The 16,918-nt window shown below is 49.4% G+C and carries 13 protein-coding genes, 1 tRNA gene and 1 pseudogene; 3 read left to right on the top strand and 12 right to left on the bottom strand.

Annotated features, from left to right (window positions below; all coding sequences use genetic code 11):
- Position 1: 1 nt before the first annotated feature.
- The 6 genes from polA to lepB (HPY81_09135) form a co-directional block, all read right to left on the bottom strand.
- Positions 2-2,677, bottom strand: a complete 2,676-nt coding sequence (gene polA / locus HPY81_09160; protein NPV27587.1) for a DNA polymerase I — start codon at positions 2,675-2,677, stop codon at positions 2-4.
- A complete protein-coding gene (locus HPY81_09155; protein ID NPV27586.1) occupies positions 2,664-3,869 on the bottom strand; it encodes a CapA family protein in 1,206 nt (401 codons plus the stop codon). Before HPY81_09155 ends, polA begins: the two co-directional genes overlap by 14 nt.
- A gap of 60 nt (positions 3,870-3,929) precedes the next feature.
- Positions 3,930-4,553: a sigma-70 family RNA polymerase sigma factor gene (locus tag HPY81_09150; protein NPV27585.1), complete on the bottom strand. Its 624-nt coding sequence runs from the start codon at positions 4,551-4,553 to the stop codon at positions 3,930-3,932.
- 154 nt (positions 4,554-4,707) lie between these two features.
- Complete coding sequence (gene lepB / locus HPY81_09145; GenBank protein NPV27584.1) at positions 4,708-4,977, bottom strand: signal peptidase I; 270 nt, start codon at positions 4,975-4,977, stop codon at positions 4,708-4,710.
- Positions 4,978-5,235: 258 nt separating this feature from the next.
- Complete coding sequence (locus tag HPY81_09140) at positions 5,236-6,666, bottom strand: ISLre2 family transposase (protein NPV27583.1); 1,431 nt, start codon at positions 6,664-6,666, stop codon at positions 5,236-5,238.
- Between the two features lie 99 nt (positions 6,667-6,765).
- Complete coding sequence (gene lepB / locus HPY81_09135; GenBank protein ID NPV27582.1) at positions 6,766-7,050, bottom strand: signal peptidase I; 285 nt, start codon at positions 7,048-7,050, stop codon at positions 6,766-6,768.
- Between the two features lie 292 nt (positions 7,051-7,342).
- Here lepB (HPY81_09135) and HPY81_09130 point away from each other — a divergent pair.
- Positions 7,343-7,430: transfer RNA gene (locus tag HPY81_09130), tRNA-Leu, on the top strand.
- 192 nt (positions 7,431-7,622) lie between these two features.
- Here HPY81_09130 and HPY81_09125 read toward each other — a convergent pair.
- A pseudogene (locus HPY81_09125) lies at positions 7,623-9,658 on the bottom strand (methyl-accepting chemotaxis protein).
- 376 nt (positions 9,659-10,034) lie between these two features.
- Between HPY81_09125 and HPY81_09120 the strand changes: the two are divergent.
- Together HPY81_09120 and HPY81_09115 are read left to right on the top strand one after the other, a co-directional pair.
- Complete coding sequence (locus HPY81_09120; protein NPV27581.1) at positions 10,035-10,733, top strand: metal-dependent hydrolase; 699 nt, start codon at positions 10,035-10,037, stop codon at positions 10,731-10,733.
- Between the two features lie 198 nt (positions 10,734-10,931).
- The gene (locus HPY81_09115; protein ID NPV27580.1) at positions 10,932-11,564 is read left to right on the top strand and encodes an acetate uptake transporter; all 633 of its coding nucleotides are present in this window, start codon (positions 10,932-10,934) and stop codon (positions 11,562-11,564) included.
- 66 nt (positions 11,565-11,630) lie between these two features.
- Here HPY81_09115 and HPY81_09110 read toward each other — a convergent pair whose 3' ends face one another.
- The 5 genes from HPY81_09110 to HPY81_09090 all read right to left on the bottom strand — a co-directional run bounded on the left by HPY81_09110 (position 11,631) and on the right by HPY81_09090 (position 16,681).
- Complete coding sequence (locus HPY81_09110; GenBank protein ID NPV27579.1) at positions 11,631-12,074, bottom strand: hypothetical protein; 444 nt, start codon at positions 12,072-12,074, stop codon at positions 11,631-11,633.
- Between the two features lie 279 nt (positions 12,075-12,353).
- Positions 12,354-13,301 (bottom strand): 2-dehydropantoate 2-reductase, encoded by a 948-nt coding sequence (locus HPY81_09105; protein NPV27578.1) that lies wholly within the window; start codon positions 13,299-13,301, stop codon positions 12,354-12,356.
- 68 nt (positions 13,302-13,369) lie between these two features.
- A complete protein-coding gene (locus tag HPY81_09100; protein NPV27577.1) occupies positions 13,370-15,130 on the bottom strand; it encodes a B12-binding domain-containing radical SAM protein in 1,761 nt (586 codons plus the stop codon).
- Between the two features lie 36 nt (positions 15,131-15,166).
- A complete protein-coding gene (locus HPY81_09095) occupies positions 15,167-15,955 on the bottom strand; it encodes an HIT family protein (protein ID NPV27576.1) in 789 nt (262 codons plus the stop codon).
- Positions 15,956-16,048: 93 nt separating this feature from the next.
- Positions 16,049-16,681, bottom strand: coding sequence for a DUF47 family protein (locus HPY81_09090; protein NPV27575.1), 633 nt, complete (start codon positions 16,679-16,681; stop codon positions 16,049-16,051).
- Between the last annotated feature and the right edge of the window lie 237 nt (positions 16,682-16,918).

Below are 16,918 nucleotides of genomic sequence, written 5' to 3'. Positions count from 1 at the left end.
TTCAACCTACTTTCGCCAGGTCGTACCAGTTCGGTCCGACATGGATATCCACTACCAGCGGTACGCTCAACGTGACCGCGTTTTCCATGCACGTCTTGACTAATGGAACGACCACTTTAATTTCGTCACGGGGGACCTCAAAAATCAGTTCGTCGTGAACCTGGAGCAGCATTTTCGTTCCCAGTTGATGTTTTCGGAGGGCCTGCGCCACCCGGAGCATGGCCAGTTTAATAATATCGGCCGCACTCCCTTGAATTGGCGTATTGATGGCTGCCCGTTCCCCAAAATTGCGGACCATCCGGTTGCTGCTGAACAGTTCCGGCAGGTAGCGGCGTCGTTTGAGCAGGGTGGTAACATACCCGAGATTGCGTCCCTCTTGGACTACATCCGCCATAAATTTCCTGACCTGCGGATAGGTGTCGAGATAATTAGCAATGTATTCCCTGGCCTCCTGACGGCTGATCCCTAAATCGCGGGACAAACCAAATTCACTGATACCGTAGACAATTCCGAAGTTTACCGCCTTGGCCCGGCGGCGCATCTCTTTGTTCACCTCATTCAACGGCACGTGGAAAACCTCGGCCGCGGTATGGGTGTGGATATCCCGCTCATCTAAAAAAGCCTGTCGCAGATTACGGTCACCCGAGACATGGGCCAGCACCCGCAGTTCGATTTGGGAGTAGTCGGCCGTCAGGATCAGGTTATCTGTCTCGGAGGGGACAAAAACTTTTCTGATTTTGCGGCCGTGCTCCAGTCGAATTGGGATGTTTTGCAGATTCGGCTCGGTGCTGCTGAGCCGCCCCGTCGCAGTAACGGTCTGATTGAAGGTCGTGTGAATTTTTCCCGTTTCGGGGTGGATCAATTGCCTCAATCCATCAACATACGTTGACTTCAGCTTCACCAACTGGCGGTGTTCCAGGATCTTGGCCACCACCTCGTGCTGGTTGGCCAATTCTTCCAGCACTTCCGCATTGGTTGAATAACCCGTTTTGGTTTTCTTTAATACAGGTAGTTTCAGTTTTTCGTAGAGAATTATCCCTAATTGCCGAGTCGAGTTGATGTTAAACTCCTCCCCGGCCAGGGTATAAATTTCCTGGGTGATTTCCTCGATCCGCCGGCCCAATTCGGCAGACATCACCTCTAGCTGTTCAACATCCAGGCGAATCCCAGCCATTTCCATGTCCGCCAGTATCGGGATCAAGGGGAGTTCAACTTGCCGATAGAGTGGTTCCATCTCCAGTTCAGTTAGTTTGTGCTGCAGCACACAGTGCAGTTTAAGGATCACCTCGGCCCGCCGCCCCGCTGCCCAGACTGCGTCATCCGAGGGAACGATAACTTCGTTCAAGTAATCCAGGACCAACTCCTCGAGTCCCTGCTTGGCTAACCCCGGGTTAAGCAGGTAAGCAGCCAGCATCGTATCCCCCGCCATCCCTTTAAGCGCAATCCCTTCCCGGCGCAGCCTGATCAGGGCCGCTTTGGCGTCGTGGAATATTTTGTAGATTTCCTCAGTAGCAAAAACCTCGTTTAACCGGGCAAGTAGCTCTTGTTTCTGCTCAGCAAACTTGTCAAAAGCCAGGACCGCCGTCTGCCCCTCCCCAGCGGAAAGCGCGATCCGTCTGATTTGACCATACATCGGATGGGGATGAGTGCTCTCGACATAAACGGCCATTTCTCCCGCCTGTCGTAGCCGGTTTAAAAACTGGTTTACTTCCGCCAGGGTATTCAGATGTAAATAGTGTGTCCCAGTCAGCTCTGGGCTATTTAATCTATCCCGGGCTGTCTCAGGCTTTGGTCCCGATTTAGCCATCTGTTCGACCACATTATTGATCAATGACTTGAATTCCAGGTCTTTAAACACCTCAAGCAGTTGCTCCAGGTTTGGCTCAGTGTAGGCACATTCCGACCATTCCACATCAATCGGCACATCACAACAGATCGTGGCCAGGCGCTTGCTCAGGCGGGCTTGCTCGGCAAATTCCTGCAGCTTGGCCTGCAGCTTCGCCGGGGTAACCCGGTCAAGATGGGTCAGCAATTCTTCCACTGTCTTAAATTCTGTTAGCAGCTTGAGAGCAGTCTTCTCACCGATCCCGGGGACACCGGGAATATTGTCCGAAGCATCACCCATCAGGGCTTTCAGATCCACCACTTGAGCAGGTGTCAACCCATATCGCGCCCATACTTCCGCCTCACCGTAAATCTCCAGATCACTGATCCCCTTCCGTGTCAGCATTACCCGCACATGGGGAGAAACCAATTGCAGGGCATCCCGGTCACCCGTAACGATTACGCTTTCCAGCCCCTCGGTTTCCGCCCGACGGACCAGGGTCCCGATCAGGTCATCAGCTTCAAACCCCTCTACCTCAATAAAAGGGATGTTCATCGCCTCCAGGACCCGCTTAATCTGGGCAAACTGAGGGCGCAGCTCCTCGGGTGTCCCTTTACGGGTCCTTTTATAGTCACCAAAGCAAGCGTGCCGAAAGTTGATTTTCCCTTTATCAAAAGCGACGACCAAATAATCAGGTTTCTGCTCAGCAATCAACTTCTGGAGCATATTGGTAAACCCGTAGACCGCGTTGGTGAAGATTCCCTTACTGGTGGATAAAAGCGGAATGGCGTAGAAAGCGCGGTGGGCCAGACTGTTTCCATCCAGGACGACAAATTTTTTACGTTCTGCCATTGGCTGTCCCACCTTTCCTGGTTCGGGTATCCAAAACTTGTCCCCTCAGTCCCGGCAAGTATCCCTGTTCACCTGTGATGAGGAGTTCAGTGTCTAATTTACGGGACAAATTCTGCAGTTTCTCTAAGATCTGCTGCCCGTGTGTATCTTTAAGCACCACGGGCTGGGACTCAGGAATAAACACGGGTAAGATAGTCACCCCAGCCACACCCTGCCTGTCCAGCTGCAGCTTGAGCAGTAAGGCCTCACGGGTGGGGAAAGAGAAATTCTGGTCAGTTATAAAATTACCCAGACTGTAGGCGATTGGTTTCCCCTGGTAAACCTCCATCGCCTGAAAAACATGAGGGTGGTGACCGATGATCGCGTCTACCCCGCTGTCAATCAGGGCATGGGCCAGTTTACGCTGCTCGGGAGTCGGCAGTTCCGTGTACTCTACTCCCCAGTGGAGGGACACGATCAGGACATCAACCTGTGGTCTTAACTGCTGTACATCTACCTGGATTTCCTTGAGAATCAAAGGAGCCACACCGGGGACAGTCTCTGTGGCCTGAAAACGCCGCGGATACTGATAGCTGAAGAACAAATCAGCCATCTCACTGTAGGCCAGAAAACCCACTTTTAACCCGTTGACCTCGAGGATCTGCGGCCGGCGCGCCTCAGTAATATTCGCTCCCGCCCCCACCGTCTTGATGCCGACTTGATTCAACAGTTCAATCGTATCAAGCAGAGCTGGTGAATCATAATCCACCGAGTGGTTGTTCGCCAGATTGAGAATGTCAAATCCCGCTTCGGTTAGGGTAGTCATTGTCGCCGGGTCCGCCCGAAAACAGATGCCCTTGCCGGGGAGAGCCTGGCCCCGGTTAGAAATCGGAGTCTCTAAATTTGCAAAAGCCAAGTCGGCCTCGCGCAAAGCCAGCTTGATGTTTACAATAGGATATTCTTCTCCGTAACTCGCTATTAATTTCCCCACTTTGCGGGAAAGCCAAACGTCCCCGACGGCAACCAGCGTGGCGGTGGCTGGCTTTTCCATTGATGGAACGGTAACAGAATCACTCACTGGAACAGCCTGCGGCGAACACTGGCCAACTCGCCACCAAGCGTAGCCAACCACGATTAATATAAGAACCAGGGAACCGAGGAAAAGCCGACTTGAACTGGAAAATTCCCGCGCCACCGCCATCCCTTCTTTCAAAAAACATCGCCCAAAAACTACTTCGGTGTGCCTGGCCTTAGTTCCTGCACACCGAAAACGTTATCCCTTACCTGATACCTTTCGCTCTGGCAACCGGCGGGCTCTCTCCTCCGCCAGTTCCCGATCGCTGGTGATCTTCGTGCGCAGAATCTGTCTGGCTCGACTGAGGCGAGACTTGACCGTCCCCAGCGAGCAGTGCAAGTGCGCGGCGATCTCCTCATAAGCAAACCCCTGAATCTCACGCATCACCAGCACCAGTCGATATTCCACTGGTAAGGCGTCAATCAGACTCTGCAGGTATTGTTGAAACTCTTTCTCTTCATAAACCCGGTCAGGAGTCATCACGTGGTCAGCCAGCTGTCTAAACATGTCACCTTCATCGTTCAGCACTGGCGCATCAAGAGAAGTGGTCTGATTCCGGTTACGCTTCCGCAACTCGTCCCGCGCGATATTGGCGACAATGTGGTAAAGCCAGGTATAAAAAGAAGAATCGCCGCGGAAAGTTTTGATGGCGTGGTATGCGCGAATTAAGGCCTCCTGGGCCACGTCACTGGCATCATCATGATTACCCATAAACCGATAGGCAACAGTGTATATCTTGCGCTCATAGCGACTGATCAGCTCCTCGAAAGCCGCAATGTCTCCATTTCGGCTCTTCGCAATGAGATCCTCTTCGGCGTTCAGCACACAACGGCTCCCTTCCGAACAAGAATCCATGATAGGAAGTACGAATTATGAACTTATATGTGCATAATCGTAATAATACTTCGGTACACAAGATAAAATTCCTTCAGGAAAAATAACACACCAAAAGTAAAAAAAGAATACCTTTTAAAATTTACGGAAGCAATCCCATACGGGAAATTGGATAATATCGAAACACCGCTCGCCCTTTTACGTTTTCCAGGGGCACCATCCCCCACGCTCGACTGTCAAAACTGCTGTCGCGGTTGTCTCCCAGCACCAAAAGATAATTTAACGGCACAGTCACCGGGCCAAACTGTCCCGAGGTATGAGCACTCAGGTACTCCTCATCCAAGGGCCAATCATTGACTATAACCTGCCCGTTTCTAATCTCCACTGTATCACCGGGCAAGGTCCGTGTCAAGATCTAGTAGGTATCTCCACAAAAATTTTTTCCGCTATGAGACCTCACCGTTCAAAACATCAGCATCAAGGCAGCGGCCTTGACAGCCACCCCACAGGTGGTCAAATATTGGCACGACAGGACGGCTCCAGGGAACAGGTAAAGATAATACCAGCGCCCTGTCGCAAAAACCATTGTACCACCTGCGGGGACCCTGGCTGTCAAGGCTTCCCTAACGGCGCTGCCTTTTGGGCCCTCTAAGGCTCACCAGGGAACAGGTTAGCAAATAAGGGCAGCAAAATCTGGCCGGGCAAGTTCCCGTAAAACATACTTAATCCACGGCCGGTCGGCAAAAGGACCCTTTAATGCCGGTAAAGACCCCTGTAGCCATTTTTCCACGTCCCCGGCTTTTTGTTTTTCCACTGGCTTTAACTGCGCTAATTCCCTCAGCTTTTCGTGTTTCACCGGCCAGCGCAAAACATAATTATTAAGCTTCCCGTTTGCCTTAGCGGCTAAAATCCGGGCCATCCGGCCCCCACCGTTAATGGTCCACTGGGCTCCCAAGCGTTTCATACGCCGGGCCACGTTGTGCTGAATCTGCCCTTCAATGGTGCCCAAGCATTTCGCTCCCGGTGAGGCAACAATCCCCACCCAATTTTCCTCAAGATAGTGCAAAAGCTTGGTGATCCTCTTCTTCCAGTTACCTCTGGTCTTTTTCGCCGCTTCCGTTAGAATCCCTTGGGTTTCCTGCCAGTTACCTTGGAAAATAGCTGTGGCTACCTTCCGGAAGGTTTCTTCATCATACCAGAGAGCTTCTGTTAAATGCTTGCTCAGGTGGTATGGGTCTAAGCGATATTCGGCGCCAGGAAAGTATTCCAGTCCCTGCTTGGGCCAGTCCGCCCCATCGCCGCCAATGTATATCTTTTGAACCTGGCTTAAATCCCATTTCCCCCCGATCTCAGCATAACCCTCTTCCCAGGCTGCCTCACCTTCATTTAAGCTGCTTAACACAAACTTGTTTTTCAGGACGTAGCGTTCCCGGTCTATTTGCTCCTTCCCCTCGTAAGCTACTATGTGTTTGATTTCTCCTCGTTTCTGCTTTGCCCTTTGCAGGCGGATCATCACCCCGTCGGCTTCAATATACAGCTCCGGCGACACCTCTTTCCCTCCAGGAGCTTCGCCGTCTTTAAAAACTGCTGCTCTTTTTTCTTGGCCTTCGCGTTGGAGAACTTCGCCTACTTCCTGGGTGGCCTGCCAGATGGTCATGGGACTTACCCCAGAAACAAGGTAGCTCAAAATCTCTGCGGCCCGATCAAAGGGAAGCTCAGTGCTTAGGTTGACAGCCAGTTCTTTTAGGCGGGGGGTAATCCTGGCCCGCTCCGGCCAGCCCAGTAGCTCATCTAAAAAGAATCTGGTTTCCCCTGTTTTTTTGTTTTTGTACAGGCGCCTTTTGTAGAGAAATTCCCCGAAGGTGCTGATGGCTGTTTTATCCCGAAACCCGACTACCTTCCAGGTGCTCCGGTCACGTTCATTCATCAGGCGGGTATCGAGTTGTTCCAGTGCCCAAGTGAATATTTGGTTACTGACCTTCTGACAAAGCTCGTGGATACCTTTTTCAAGTTCATAGAAGTCTTTGCACCCACCAATTAATTTAACCAGGTCAGTGACGAAAAGAAGGACTGCACCCACTATTTGGCGAATATTTAACATGAGACCTCACACTCCTTTAGTTTGACTTTGGGTGTTTTTTTGGGCGAGGTCTCATTTCTTTTTCAGGGGGCTGATCCCCTTCTGGTGCCTACTGAAATTTTACTCGGCCCCGGGCAAGCCAATCACCCGCTTGATGTAATCTTCCTTGGCCTGGGCAGCTGGAGGCGGCGTAAAGACAATTATGTCCTGGCGGTGAACCATCGCAAAATGGCAGGTCACCTTTTCCATCAGCACGCGGTCACCGACTTGAATGGTAGGAAGCATTGAACCACTGGTAATTACCCGCGCTTCAGCCAGGTAAGCATGCATGGCAAAAAAGATCAGGCTGGCTGCAAACAGGGCCAAGAGAAGTTGACAGAGTTCTCTCCACCAGCGGGAAGACACGGTTATCGCCCCCAGAAAGCCGTGGTTTTACCCTGATCATCATACCACAGCGCTCCAAGCGAAAAGTGTCATTCGCTCGCCAACCGTTCTTTGTTCCTAGCCGAATTTTCGACAGTCGAAATCCAAATAATCGAAAATGATAAGGCTTTAAAGTCTTTCTACTCAAATTAATTGCCAAGCGTGCTATGCTTTCCCTCTTGCAAATTAGTTAAGAATGTTGTAACATAACTTACGTACCCACTTCATTTTACAATAATTGATCGTTTCACAAAGTAAGGAACAAATGCATCATGCCGAAGTGGCGGAATTGGCAGACGCACTTGACTCAAAATCAAGCGTGGTCACCCCACGTGCCGGTTCGACTCCGGCCTTCGGCACCATCAGGAACACCCCTCCAGCCATGGGCTATTTAGCTATGTGCGGGAGGGGCTTTAATTCTCCGCCTCTTCTTGTCGGCATACATCCTGGCATCAGCCCCAGGGTAATAAGCGCTTCTAATCACTCTCTGCCCGTGTCAGAAAAGCCTGCCAGTTATATAGACCAAAAAGCCCCGTTTTACCGGGGCCTTTTCGTTACACTTTAAAGCGAGCCGCCTGTTCTTCCAGTTGCTTAGCTACCGTCAGGATCTCCTGGGCGTTAGCCGCGATCTCTTCGGTGGAAGCCGAGAGTTCTTCCGATGAGGCCGAAATCTCTTGCGCTGAAGCAGAAGTTTCTTCCGCCACTGCGCTGACATTTTGAACCCGATCTAACACGATGTCTTTATTCTTCACGGTGCTGTCCATCTCATGGTAAGTGGCCTCAATCATCGGGGCAAGGGCCGCTACCGATTCAAGAATATCGTCAAAAGCCTTGACCGTATTTTCTACATTTTCCAGCTGTGCTACTACTTGTCGTCCAACTTCCGCCGAAGTGTTCACCACCTCATTTGTCTCCGAACCAATAGCGGTAAGCAAAGCTCTGATCTTGTCCGAAGAAGCCCGCGACTGCTCAGCCAGCTTACGCACCTCCTCCGCCACCACCGCAAAACCTCTTCCTGCTTCTCCAGCACGCGCCGCTTCAATGGCCGCATTCAGGGCCAGGAGGTTTGTCTGGTCAGCGATCCCGTTGATTACTTCCAGGATCTCGCCGACCTGGTTTACGGATCTACTCAAGCCCGTCAGTTTATCTCCGACCATCTGGAAGGCTTCGCGCACACTTCTGATCGAAGTGACTAAAATATCCAGCTCTTGTTTACCCATCCCGGCTAATCTTGAAGTTTCTTCGCTGTTCGCCTTGACGCGGCCGAGTTCGTTATAGACCTTCTCCAGGCTGGTAGTTATATTACCAATGAGGCCCAGGATCTCCTGCAGATTACCCGCCTGGTCTGAGGCACCTGCAGCTACCTGCTCGACAGCCCTGGCCACCTCATTGGCAGATGAGGCAATCTCTTCGGACGTAGCGCTCAGGGTCTCCGCGTTAGTAGCCAAGGTCTTAGCGTTCCCCTGGAGACCTGAAAGCAGCGGTTTGAGGTTGGCCTGCAACTGGTCAATGGCCTGGGCCAACTTACCAATTTCGTCCTTCAAGCGCAAGAGGTGCTCAGGAACCGGCTGGGTGAAGTCACCGGCAGCTATTTGCCCTAGATGTTCGACAGCCAAGCTCAAGGGTTGGGTTATATTTCTCGCCATCACAAAGGTCAGCAGTAGGGCAAGCAGGATGATGATTACAGACACAAGGGTCACGGCCCATTTTAGACCGGCAACCCGCTCTAACACCTCTGCCGCGGGGGCAGTAACCCCTACCGACCAGCCGGTACTCTTAATGGGAACGTAAGCTGCCACCTTCTTCTGCCCCTGGAAGGTGTATGACGCAACACCTTCCTCTCCCTTGGCCATCCGCGAAATCACCGCGCCAACAGAAGCCACAGATGGATCAGTCTTCGTCTTCTCAATGAAGTTTTCCTGGGATTTGACCATCTCGATATCTTTGTGGGCAATAATTTTACCTGTACCATCCACCATAAAACCATAGCCGGTGTGGCCGTAGGTAACGCTGGCCACCAGCTGACTGAGCTTTGCTCCATCTACCGTACCGGTCAACACCCCGATTATTTCATTGGTGCCATAGTGACGGATAGGAGAAGCAAAGATAAACACAACCGAATTATCAACCTTGCTGACAATCGTGCTGGAGATAATCGTTTTGCCTCCTAAAGCCGCCTTAAAGTAATCGCGGTCGGCGATGTTGGCTTTACTCCCGTCGTGGTAAATTATCTCCCCATTTTTTCTGCCAGACCAAGCCGCTTGAACCCCAAGCTTTCTGCTCTCTTTTGCTCATCGCGAAGAACGGCCAGTTTTTCCTCCGTTGTGGCCTCCCGGTCACCTGACTTGCCACAGACAATGCTGTTATTAGCCAGGGCTTCCACCACGTACAGTCGCGCCTGCAACCGGCTTTCCACGGTCTCAGCGGTTTGTTTTGCCAGCTTGTGCAAAGCATCCTGGGCTTCTCCCTCCAGGGCGCTCCCGGCGCGGTTTTCGCTTATCAATCCCAGCACCAGGCACCCAATCAAGACGATAAGCCCGAATAAAACAGTCATTCTGGTCCGTAGACTTCCCGAAAGTTTTCTTATCATACTTGCTTTCGGTCGCTCACCCGGTCGAATTATGACCCACGGAGGAGCGAACTTCTCCCCTTTCTTTAAATTTTTTTATCTTTTCGGTAGATAATCGATTTTTAAAAATATAATGATAATGCCATATTTTAGTGTTTCTTGTCAACATTTGTCTATTCGATGCGATTTGCTAACCGAAAAGCCGCTGGAGAACCCTGGCCCGGGCTCTCAATAAAAGGTCAATTGGCAACCATCTTGTTTTAGCGATTCCACAGTTTTCATTCTGCGAAAGTTCAATAAAACGACAAAAAAAACATCTTTTCTAGCAGGGATTAAGGATTAAAATAAAAATAGAGAACCTAAAAAAATAAATAAAAATTCCAGAGGAGGGATAAATATGCCTAATAGTGTTAAATGGCTGGGACATGCCGCCTGTCAAATTACTACCACGAAAGGAAAGGTCGTTTTAATTGACCCCTGGATTACCAATAATCCGAGTTGCCCAATTAAAAAAGAGAACCTCCAACGGGTAGATCTTATTCTGGTCACCCACGATCACTTCGATCACCTGGGCACAGACATCCCAGACCTGGTAAAAACAACGGGAGCTACGGTGATCGTTCAACCCGAACTGGCTGGCCAACTCCAGCAAAGTGGGGTAAATGCGGCCAACATTATCAACGGAATGGGCATGAACATTGGCGGTCAGGTGGAAGTAGCCGGCATTAAAGTCACCATGACACAGGCCCTGCATTCCTGTTCAGCGGGCAGCCCCGTCGGCTTCATTGTTAGATTAGAAGATGGAAAAACAATCTATCACGCCGGTGATACGGGCATTTTTGAAAGCATGCGGCTACTTGGTGAGCTCTATAATATTGACCTGGCTCTATTGCCGATTGGGAGTGTTTTTGTCATGGATCCCCTTCAGGCAGCAACCAGTTTGACTTTGCTCAAGCCGAAAAAAGTGATCCCCATTCACTATCGCACTTTCCCTATCCTGGTCCAGGACACGACAGAATTTGTTAAACTGGCGCGGGAAAAAGCTCCGACAGTTGAAATTGAGGTCATTGAGCCAGGACAAGAGGTATTACTCTAATCTCACGAAGAACACTCGGCAAGTACGTTACCGAGTGTTCTTTTATAGGAAAGATTTTCCATTCACCCCAGCAAAATTACTGCCGTTTCCAATTCTATCTATATCTTCCTCGTTGGTTTTTAATTGACTATATTACTAAAATATGCTACTTTTGATATTGTGAGATATATTACATAATTACAAACAAGGAGGGAATATATGTCGGGAACACCAACAAAAGAGAATGCACAAATGGTTCAACACGTTGTGGCTGAACCAGCGGGTTTGGGCCTATTGGGCCTGGCCATGGTTACCTTAGTCGCTTCTTCGCAAAAATTGGGATGGACCACCGGTGTGTCTTACGTTCTGCCTTGGGCAATCTTCCTCGGCGCATTTGCCCAACTGGCCGCTTCCATCTACGACTTCAAGCGTAACAACATTTTCGGCGGGACAGCATTTGGAGGTTACGCCTTCTTCTGGTTCGGCGTAGCCATGAGCTGGATGATCAAACTGGGTATGTTTGGCAAGGCTGCGGCAGAAACCGCGGACGGCAAACAACTGGGTTTCGCCTTCCTGGGTTATTTAATTTTTAGCCTGTACATGACCATCGCTTCGCTGGAAACCAACAAAGTATTGTTTACCATTTTCTTCCTTATCGATCTGTTATTTATCGGTTTATCCTTGAGTACCTTGACTACCGGCTCACTGGCTGAAATGGGTCACAAACTGGCGGCTTGGTCAGAACTGGTTATTTCAATCTGCTCCTTCTACGGATCCGCTGCTACGGTAATCAATCATCATATCGGCAGAACAGTTCTTTCGGTAGGAAAACCTTTTGGTATCCTTAAATAATAAATATATATTATCTCTAATGCAGTCGAAACCCGGGAACACTCCTCGGGTTTATTCTTTATTTATTTACGCGGACCGGGAATCTATTAACGGAGGAAGACTTTTTGATTGCTCAGCCAAAACCAACTGATGGGAAGTAAATCTAACCTGTCCTTGTTGTGTCAGAACAAACCGCTTGAATTCCTCAAAGAAGAGAGTACTGTTTTTATGGTAGTACGTAAGCCGGCGGAAATCTTCCGCGTCGATCGGAGTTTTCAATTCGACTGCCTGGACGCTTTCCGCAATCTCCTGCTGTAGCGTCGCTTCAGCACAGATGATCGTCTCAAAGTTAATTGAACCCTCAAAATATTGAGACAAGCGCTGAACAGTAAAAACCCGATATCGGTATACCTGATCGCTTAATGGATGAGAGATTAAAACACCACGCATGGATGGAACTGGATCAAAGACTTTGAGCGCGCTCGGTTGTAGTTCTGTCGGAATTACGCGCAAAAATTCACTCGCTTTCATGCAGGACCCTCCTGGTGGAAAATATTGCATGTGAACATTATAGCATATCTCTATTGAAGAACAGGTCGATTTCTGTCCGCGTTCAAAAGATTTTTCTGGCTTATACAGCTATATACTGAAAATATTCTACAAAAGCAAAATAGTTGTTACTCACAACGGAAAGTAAAATTAAAGAACAATTATACTTACCTGTTCGAAATAAAAAACCGACGCCACCCGCAATCAGTGAAGTCGGTTTGATTCAACACGCGCAACCTATCCTGCGTCTTCTATTCTCCATCAAAATTGATTAATCAATTGTTCTTTGGTCTTCACCAGTGTAGTAATCACCTCATTAACTGGTGTGCTTACGCCGTATTTTTTACCAAGTACCACCACCGCTCCGTTCAAAGCGTCGATTTCAGTCTTTCGGCCCCGCTGGATATCCTGCAGCATCGACGCATGATGGGAAGCAGTAGCGGGAACCAGTTTTTCGTAAAAATCCCGCAGGTAAGCTTCGGCATCAGACCATAAGGTCTCCTGTTTCATCGCTGCCAAAAGAGCAAATATCTCCCGAATCACGTTGTCCATCAGGAGCCTGGAGTGCTCAACCTCGGCCAGTTTACCATAGTTTACTTCTAAAATTGCTCCCAGAGAATTCAAGGCCGAATTATAGATGATTTTGCCCCAAACATATTTCATGACCTGTTCGGAAGCCCGGGTGGGGATGCCGGCCTTGCTCATCGTCTGGGCAAAGTTCTCCAGGACCTCCATATCGATCACGTTCTGAGGTGAGCCCAACACCACATCGTCAGCGATGACCGTCACTTTGGAAAACCCCGGCGCCAGTGTTTCTGCTCCGAAAATCACTCGACCCAAAACCAACTTTTCCTGTGGGATATATTGGGCCGCTGCTTCAAAGTTTCCGTAACCGTTTTGCGCCAGCAAAACGTATGTATTGGCCGCCATTATTTGAGTAATCTGACCGGCCACCGCCGCGGTATCAAATGACTTAACTGTTAAAATAATCAAGTCAAAATCCCGGCTTTGAATCTGTTGAACATCCGAGACCAGGTCATCTAACTGACTAACGTGATCACCCCAGATCCCTGTTATTCTGACCCCATCTTGCCGGATGGTTTCAACCACCGGTTCGCGATCCAGGCCAACCACCTGGTGTCCAGCCTCTTTCAACAGACAAGAATAAACCGTACCTAACGCGCCAAGACCGAAGACCAGTATCTTCACCCTACTCTACCCCTTACCCTTTTTTCATTTCCTAACTGAATCTAATATAAACCAAGATCTGGACAACTTCAATCAACAGTGAAGAAATCTTCATGCTCGACTTGGACAAACTTTACGCCAGCCGAGGTCTTCTTAAAGAGAACTACGGTAGGTTCCGGATAAGCCACCTGTCTGGCCGGCGCACTGGCTAAGGTCACCACGTCACAGTTGAAAATCTCCAGATGCAGCACTTTGCTCAACTCCCTGGCCGTCAGCGCCGCAAATTCTGGAAAATACTTCTCTTTCATCTCGTACTCACCAAAAAACCGGGCGCGTTTTTCTCTGAAGCCAGCCCCATTTTCTCGATTTAAGAACTCCGGAACGGAGCCTATTCCAACCTGACAGAGATAATCCAGTTTTAACACCTCGCAAAACACCTGATAATCAGGCAGACCTAAAGCTCGATAGAAACCATCAAGTTTTTCTCCCAGACTGGTTGGGTTATGAGCCTGCAAATGCCAACCATGCGCTTCCCAAAATTCGGCCAACCGGGCGTACCAGTCAAAAGGTCCAGCCGGGTAACGGGCTAAGGCAAACTCCAGGGAATAGATGAACCGGTGTGAATTGTAATACCGTTCGAAAACGTCTTCCAGGATCTTCAGCTGCCTGATCTCGGTATAACTTAACCAACGGTTGGCCAAAACTTCATACGGTGGCTGGTCCATAAAAACATACCCATACTGTTTCGCAGTTCGCCGCAACCCTGAACCCTTAAGAAGTTTTAAAAAGCCAATCTGCAACATGTCAGGCCGCAAGGCATAGACGTCGTTAAAAGAACGCTTCAAAGCTTCCCAGTTCTCCTCCGGCAGCCCCACGATGAGGTCCAGATGCTGATAAATCCGGCCTTGACAGCGGATCTGTTGGACCGCCCTGGCCAGCCGGGAAAAGTCCATTTTCCGTTGAATCGCCTTCAGGGTTGGCGGGTGGGTGGACTGGACCCCTATTTCAAAGCGAAACCGACCAGTCGGTACCCGGGCCAGCCAGTCAAGCACCTCGCTGTCGAAGAGGTCAGCCGCGATCTCAAAATGAAATTCTGTTGAACCACCATACTCAGCCAGAAACTTTAAAATGGGCCAGTAGTGTTCTTTACGGCAATTGAACGTCCGGTCAACAAAATTAACCTGCTTGACGCCCCGTTCGATTAAATAAGCCAGGTCCCTCAGCACCCGGGGGAGAGAAAAAAATCTGACCCCGGCAATGGTGGAAGAAAGGCAGTATTGACAGGAAAACGGGCAGCCTCGAGTACTTTCGTAGTAAACCACCCGGTTTTTCAAGTCTAATAATTCCCCCGTGTACGGAAAGGGGATCTGATCAAGGTCCTTAATCAAAGGACGCTCTGGCGTGAGCTTAGGTCCCTCCTCGTCCCGGTAAGCTAATCCCTTAACCTCCTTCAAGCTTCCCCCGCGATGAATGGTTTCCAACAACTCACGTAAGGTTTCTTCGCCTTCCCCCCGCACAATAATATCTACATCAGGGTTAGCGATAAGGATTTCTGCAGGCTCATACGACACCTCTGGTCCACCCAGTATTACGCACGTTGCTGGAACAATCTTTTTTAGGAGCCGGGTCAGTTCGAGGGTTTGGCTGATATTCCAGATATAGCAAGAAAATCCGATCACATCCGCTTGATAACGGTAGAGATCACCCAGGATGGTCAGGATCGGATCATTGATGGTGTACTCGGCCAGCATTATTTCCCAATCAGGAGACTGGCAGTATCTGGCCAGGTATCTGATCGCCAAACAGGAATGAATAAATTTAGCGTTCAGCGTAGTGAGCAGTACCCGCATAAATGTTATCCTTTCTTCCTACTCTTCTAATATTGGTTAATCAGGGAACGGATCAAACCTGGTAATCATCCCACCAGTATGCGCTGGCCTAGTCAGGGCCAGGTGTCTGGCCTGCCTGAAACTCTCGATAAGATCCAGTAGGTCTTGAACGCTTGAGCTATTCGTCAGGTGACCCCATTCCCAGCCAACAGTCATTTTGTCGCCCGCTACACCTGGTATGGCGTCCGGTATTAACCACCCGATCTTTAAACCATCTGCTTCAGGAATAATCGCCGCAAAAGCCCTACTATCCGCGAAGTAAACTATTTTGCCGGGGTCAATCCGCCGTTTCACGTCAATTCCCAGTCCTAATAAATGCTGATCCAGGAGACGAAACATAGGCTGGAGGAACGTGGGTCGGATATGGTCCAGAAACGCCTCCCAGGGCTGACCTTGATTGATAAACTCAACGGGGTAGGGGGTTAAATTCGGCATGATGTTACGGATTCCACCCCGGGGATTGGGGACATCCCCGAATTTCCGGGGAATCACGTGCAGGTGCAGATGCATCACCGTCTGCCCAGCCGCTCTACCCCCGTTGATTCCGAAGTTAAATCCATCAGGTTTATACTGGTCGATCAATATGTTCCGGACGGTTTGCAATAAAGTGAACATCGCTATCAGTTCGTCGGTCGTCGCCTCACTGAGGTCAGGAAAATGCCGCCGCGGAATAATCAAGGTGTGCCCGGGACTGACAGGGTAGCGGTCAGCCGTAGCGACCGCCAGCTCATTAGCCGCCATGATTTGCGCCGGCGACAGTTGACAAAAAATGCACAGCTTGGCCATCCGCTGTAGTCACCCTTTCACTATTCATTGAACAAAATAATCCACTGTTCTTATAGTTCTTAATAAAAAACGAAGTCAGTCGGAGACTCCGTTTTAAAAATATTTCACACTTAGATTACTCACCTGGTTACAGATTTCGGCACAATGGTCCACTGCCGCTTCTAAACGTTCGTAAAGTTCCTTATACTTAATGACGGAAATCGGGTTAGCAACCTGCTCAAACAGGTTAGCCATCGCCTGGGAATAAATAGAGTCACACTTGTTCTCCAGGTTCAAGACCATCCGACAGTGGGCCGCAATTTCCTGCCGGTTTTGCTCCAGCCTGTCTAGTAAAGAAATAATAACCCGTAACTCTTTGACACTTTCCCGCAGGATCTCCACCATGGTTCTAACACAATCCGGGAACTTCTCAATTCCGTAGAGTATTATCCGTTCAATAATACCCGTGACGAAATCCAACGTACCGTCCACGATTTCAGCCAGGTAGAAGATGTCATGAATGTCAAAAGGCTGAAAATACTTGTGTTTCAATTTCAACTTGAGTAAGGCGGTCAGGTCATCTCCTTGAGCCTCCAGGGCAACCAGTTCAGCTAATCGCTCATCCAAAGACTTCCGAGTTTCCACGACATCGACTAGAATGTCAATTCCCTTTTCCACATTCTTCAAGCTCTCGTTAAAAAACCAAAAAATCGAGTCTCCTTCCTTCTGGTTGAATAGCATGGGCATATTCCCGTTGTCCTCCTTACTCAAGAAATTACTTCAATAAATTAATATACGATGGTTACCTGGCAGTTATCATTACCAAATGTTAATACTCCCTCTGAGAGAAAATTCCTGCCAACTTTGACAAAAATCAACCCAACAAATGCTTCATGCACAAAAAAAAGTCCCCTGCCTGATCAGCAGGTAGACATGAATAGGAAGTTGGTATGGTACCCCTGTACTGTGAAGTTCAGTACAAGT

The sequence above is a fragment of the Bacillota bacterium genome (assembly GCA_013178045.1).
GTDB lineage: Bacteria > Bacillota > Ch66 > Ch66 > Ch66 > Ch66.
Note: the sequence above shows the minus strand (reverse complement) of the source record. Positions and strands in the feature narration are given on the sequence as shown.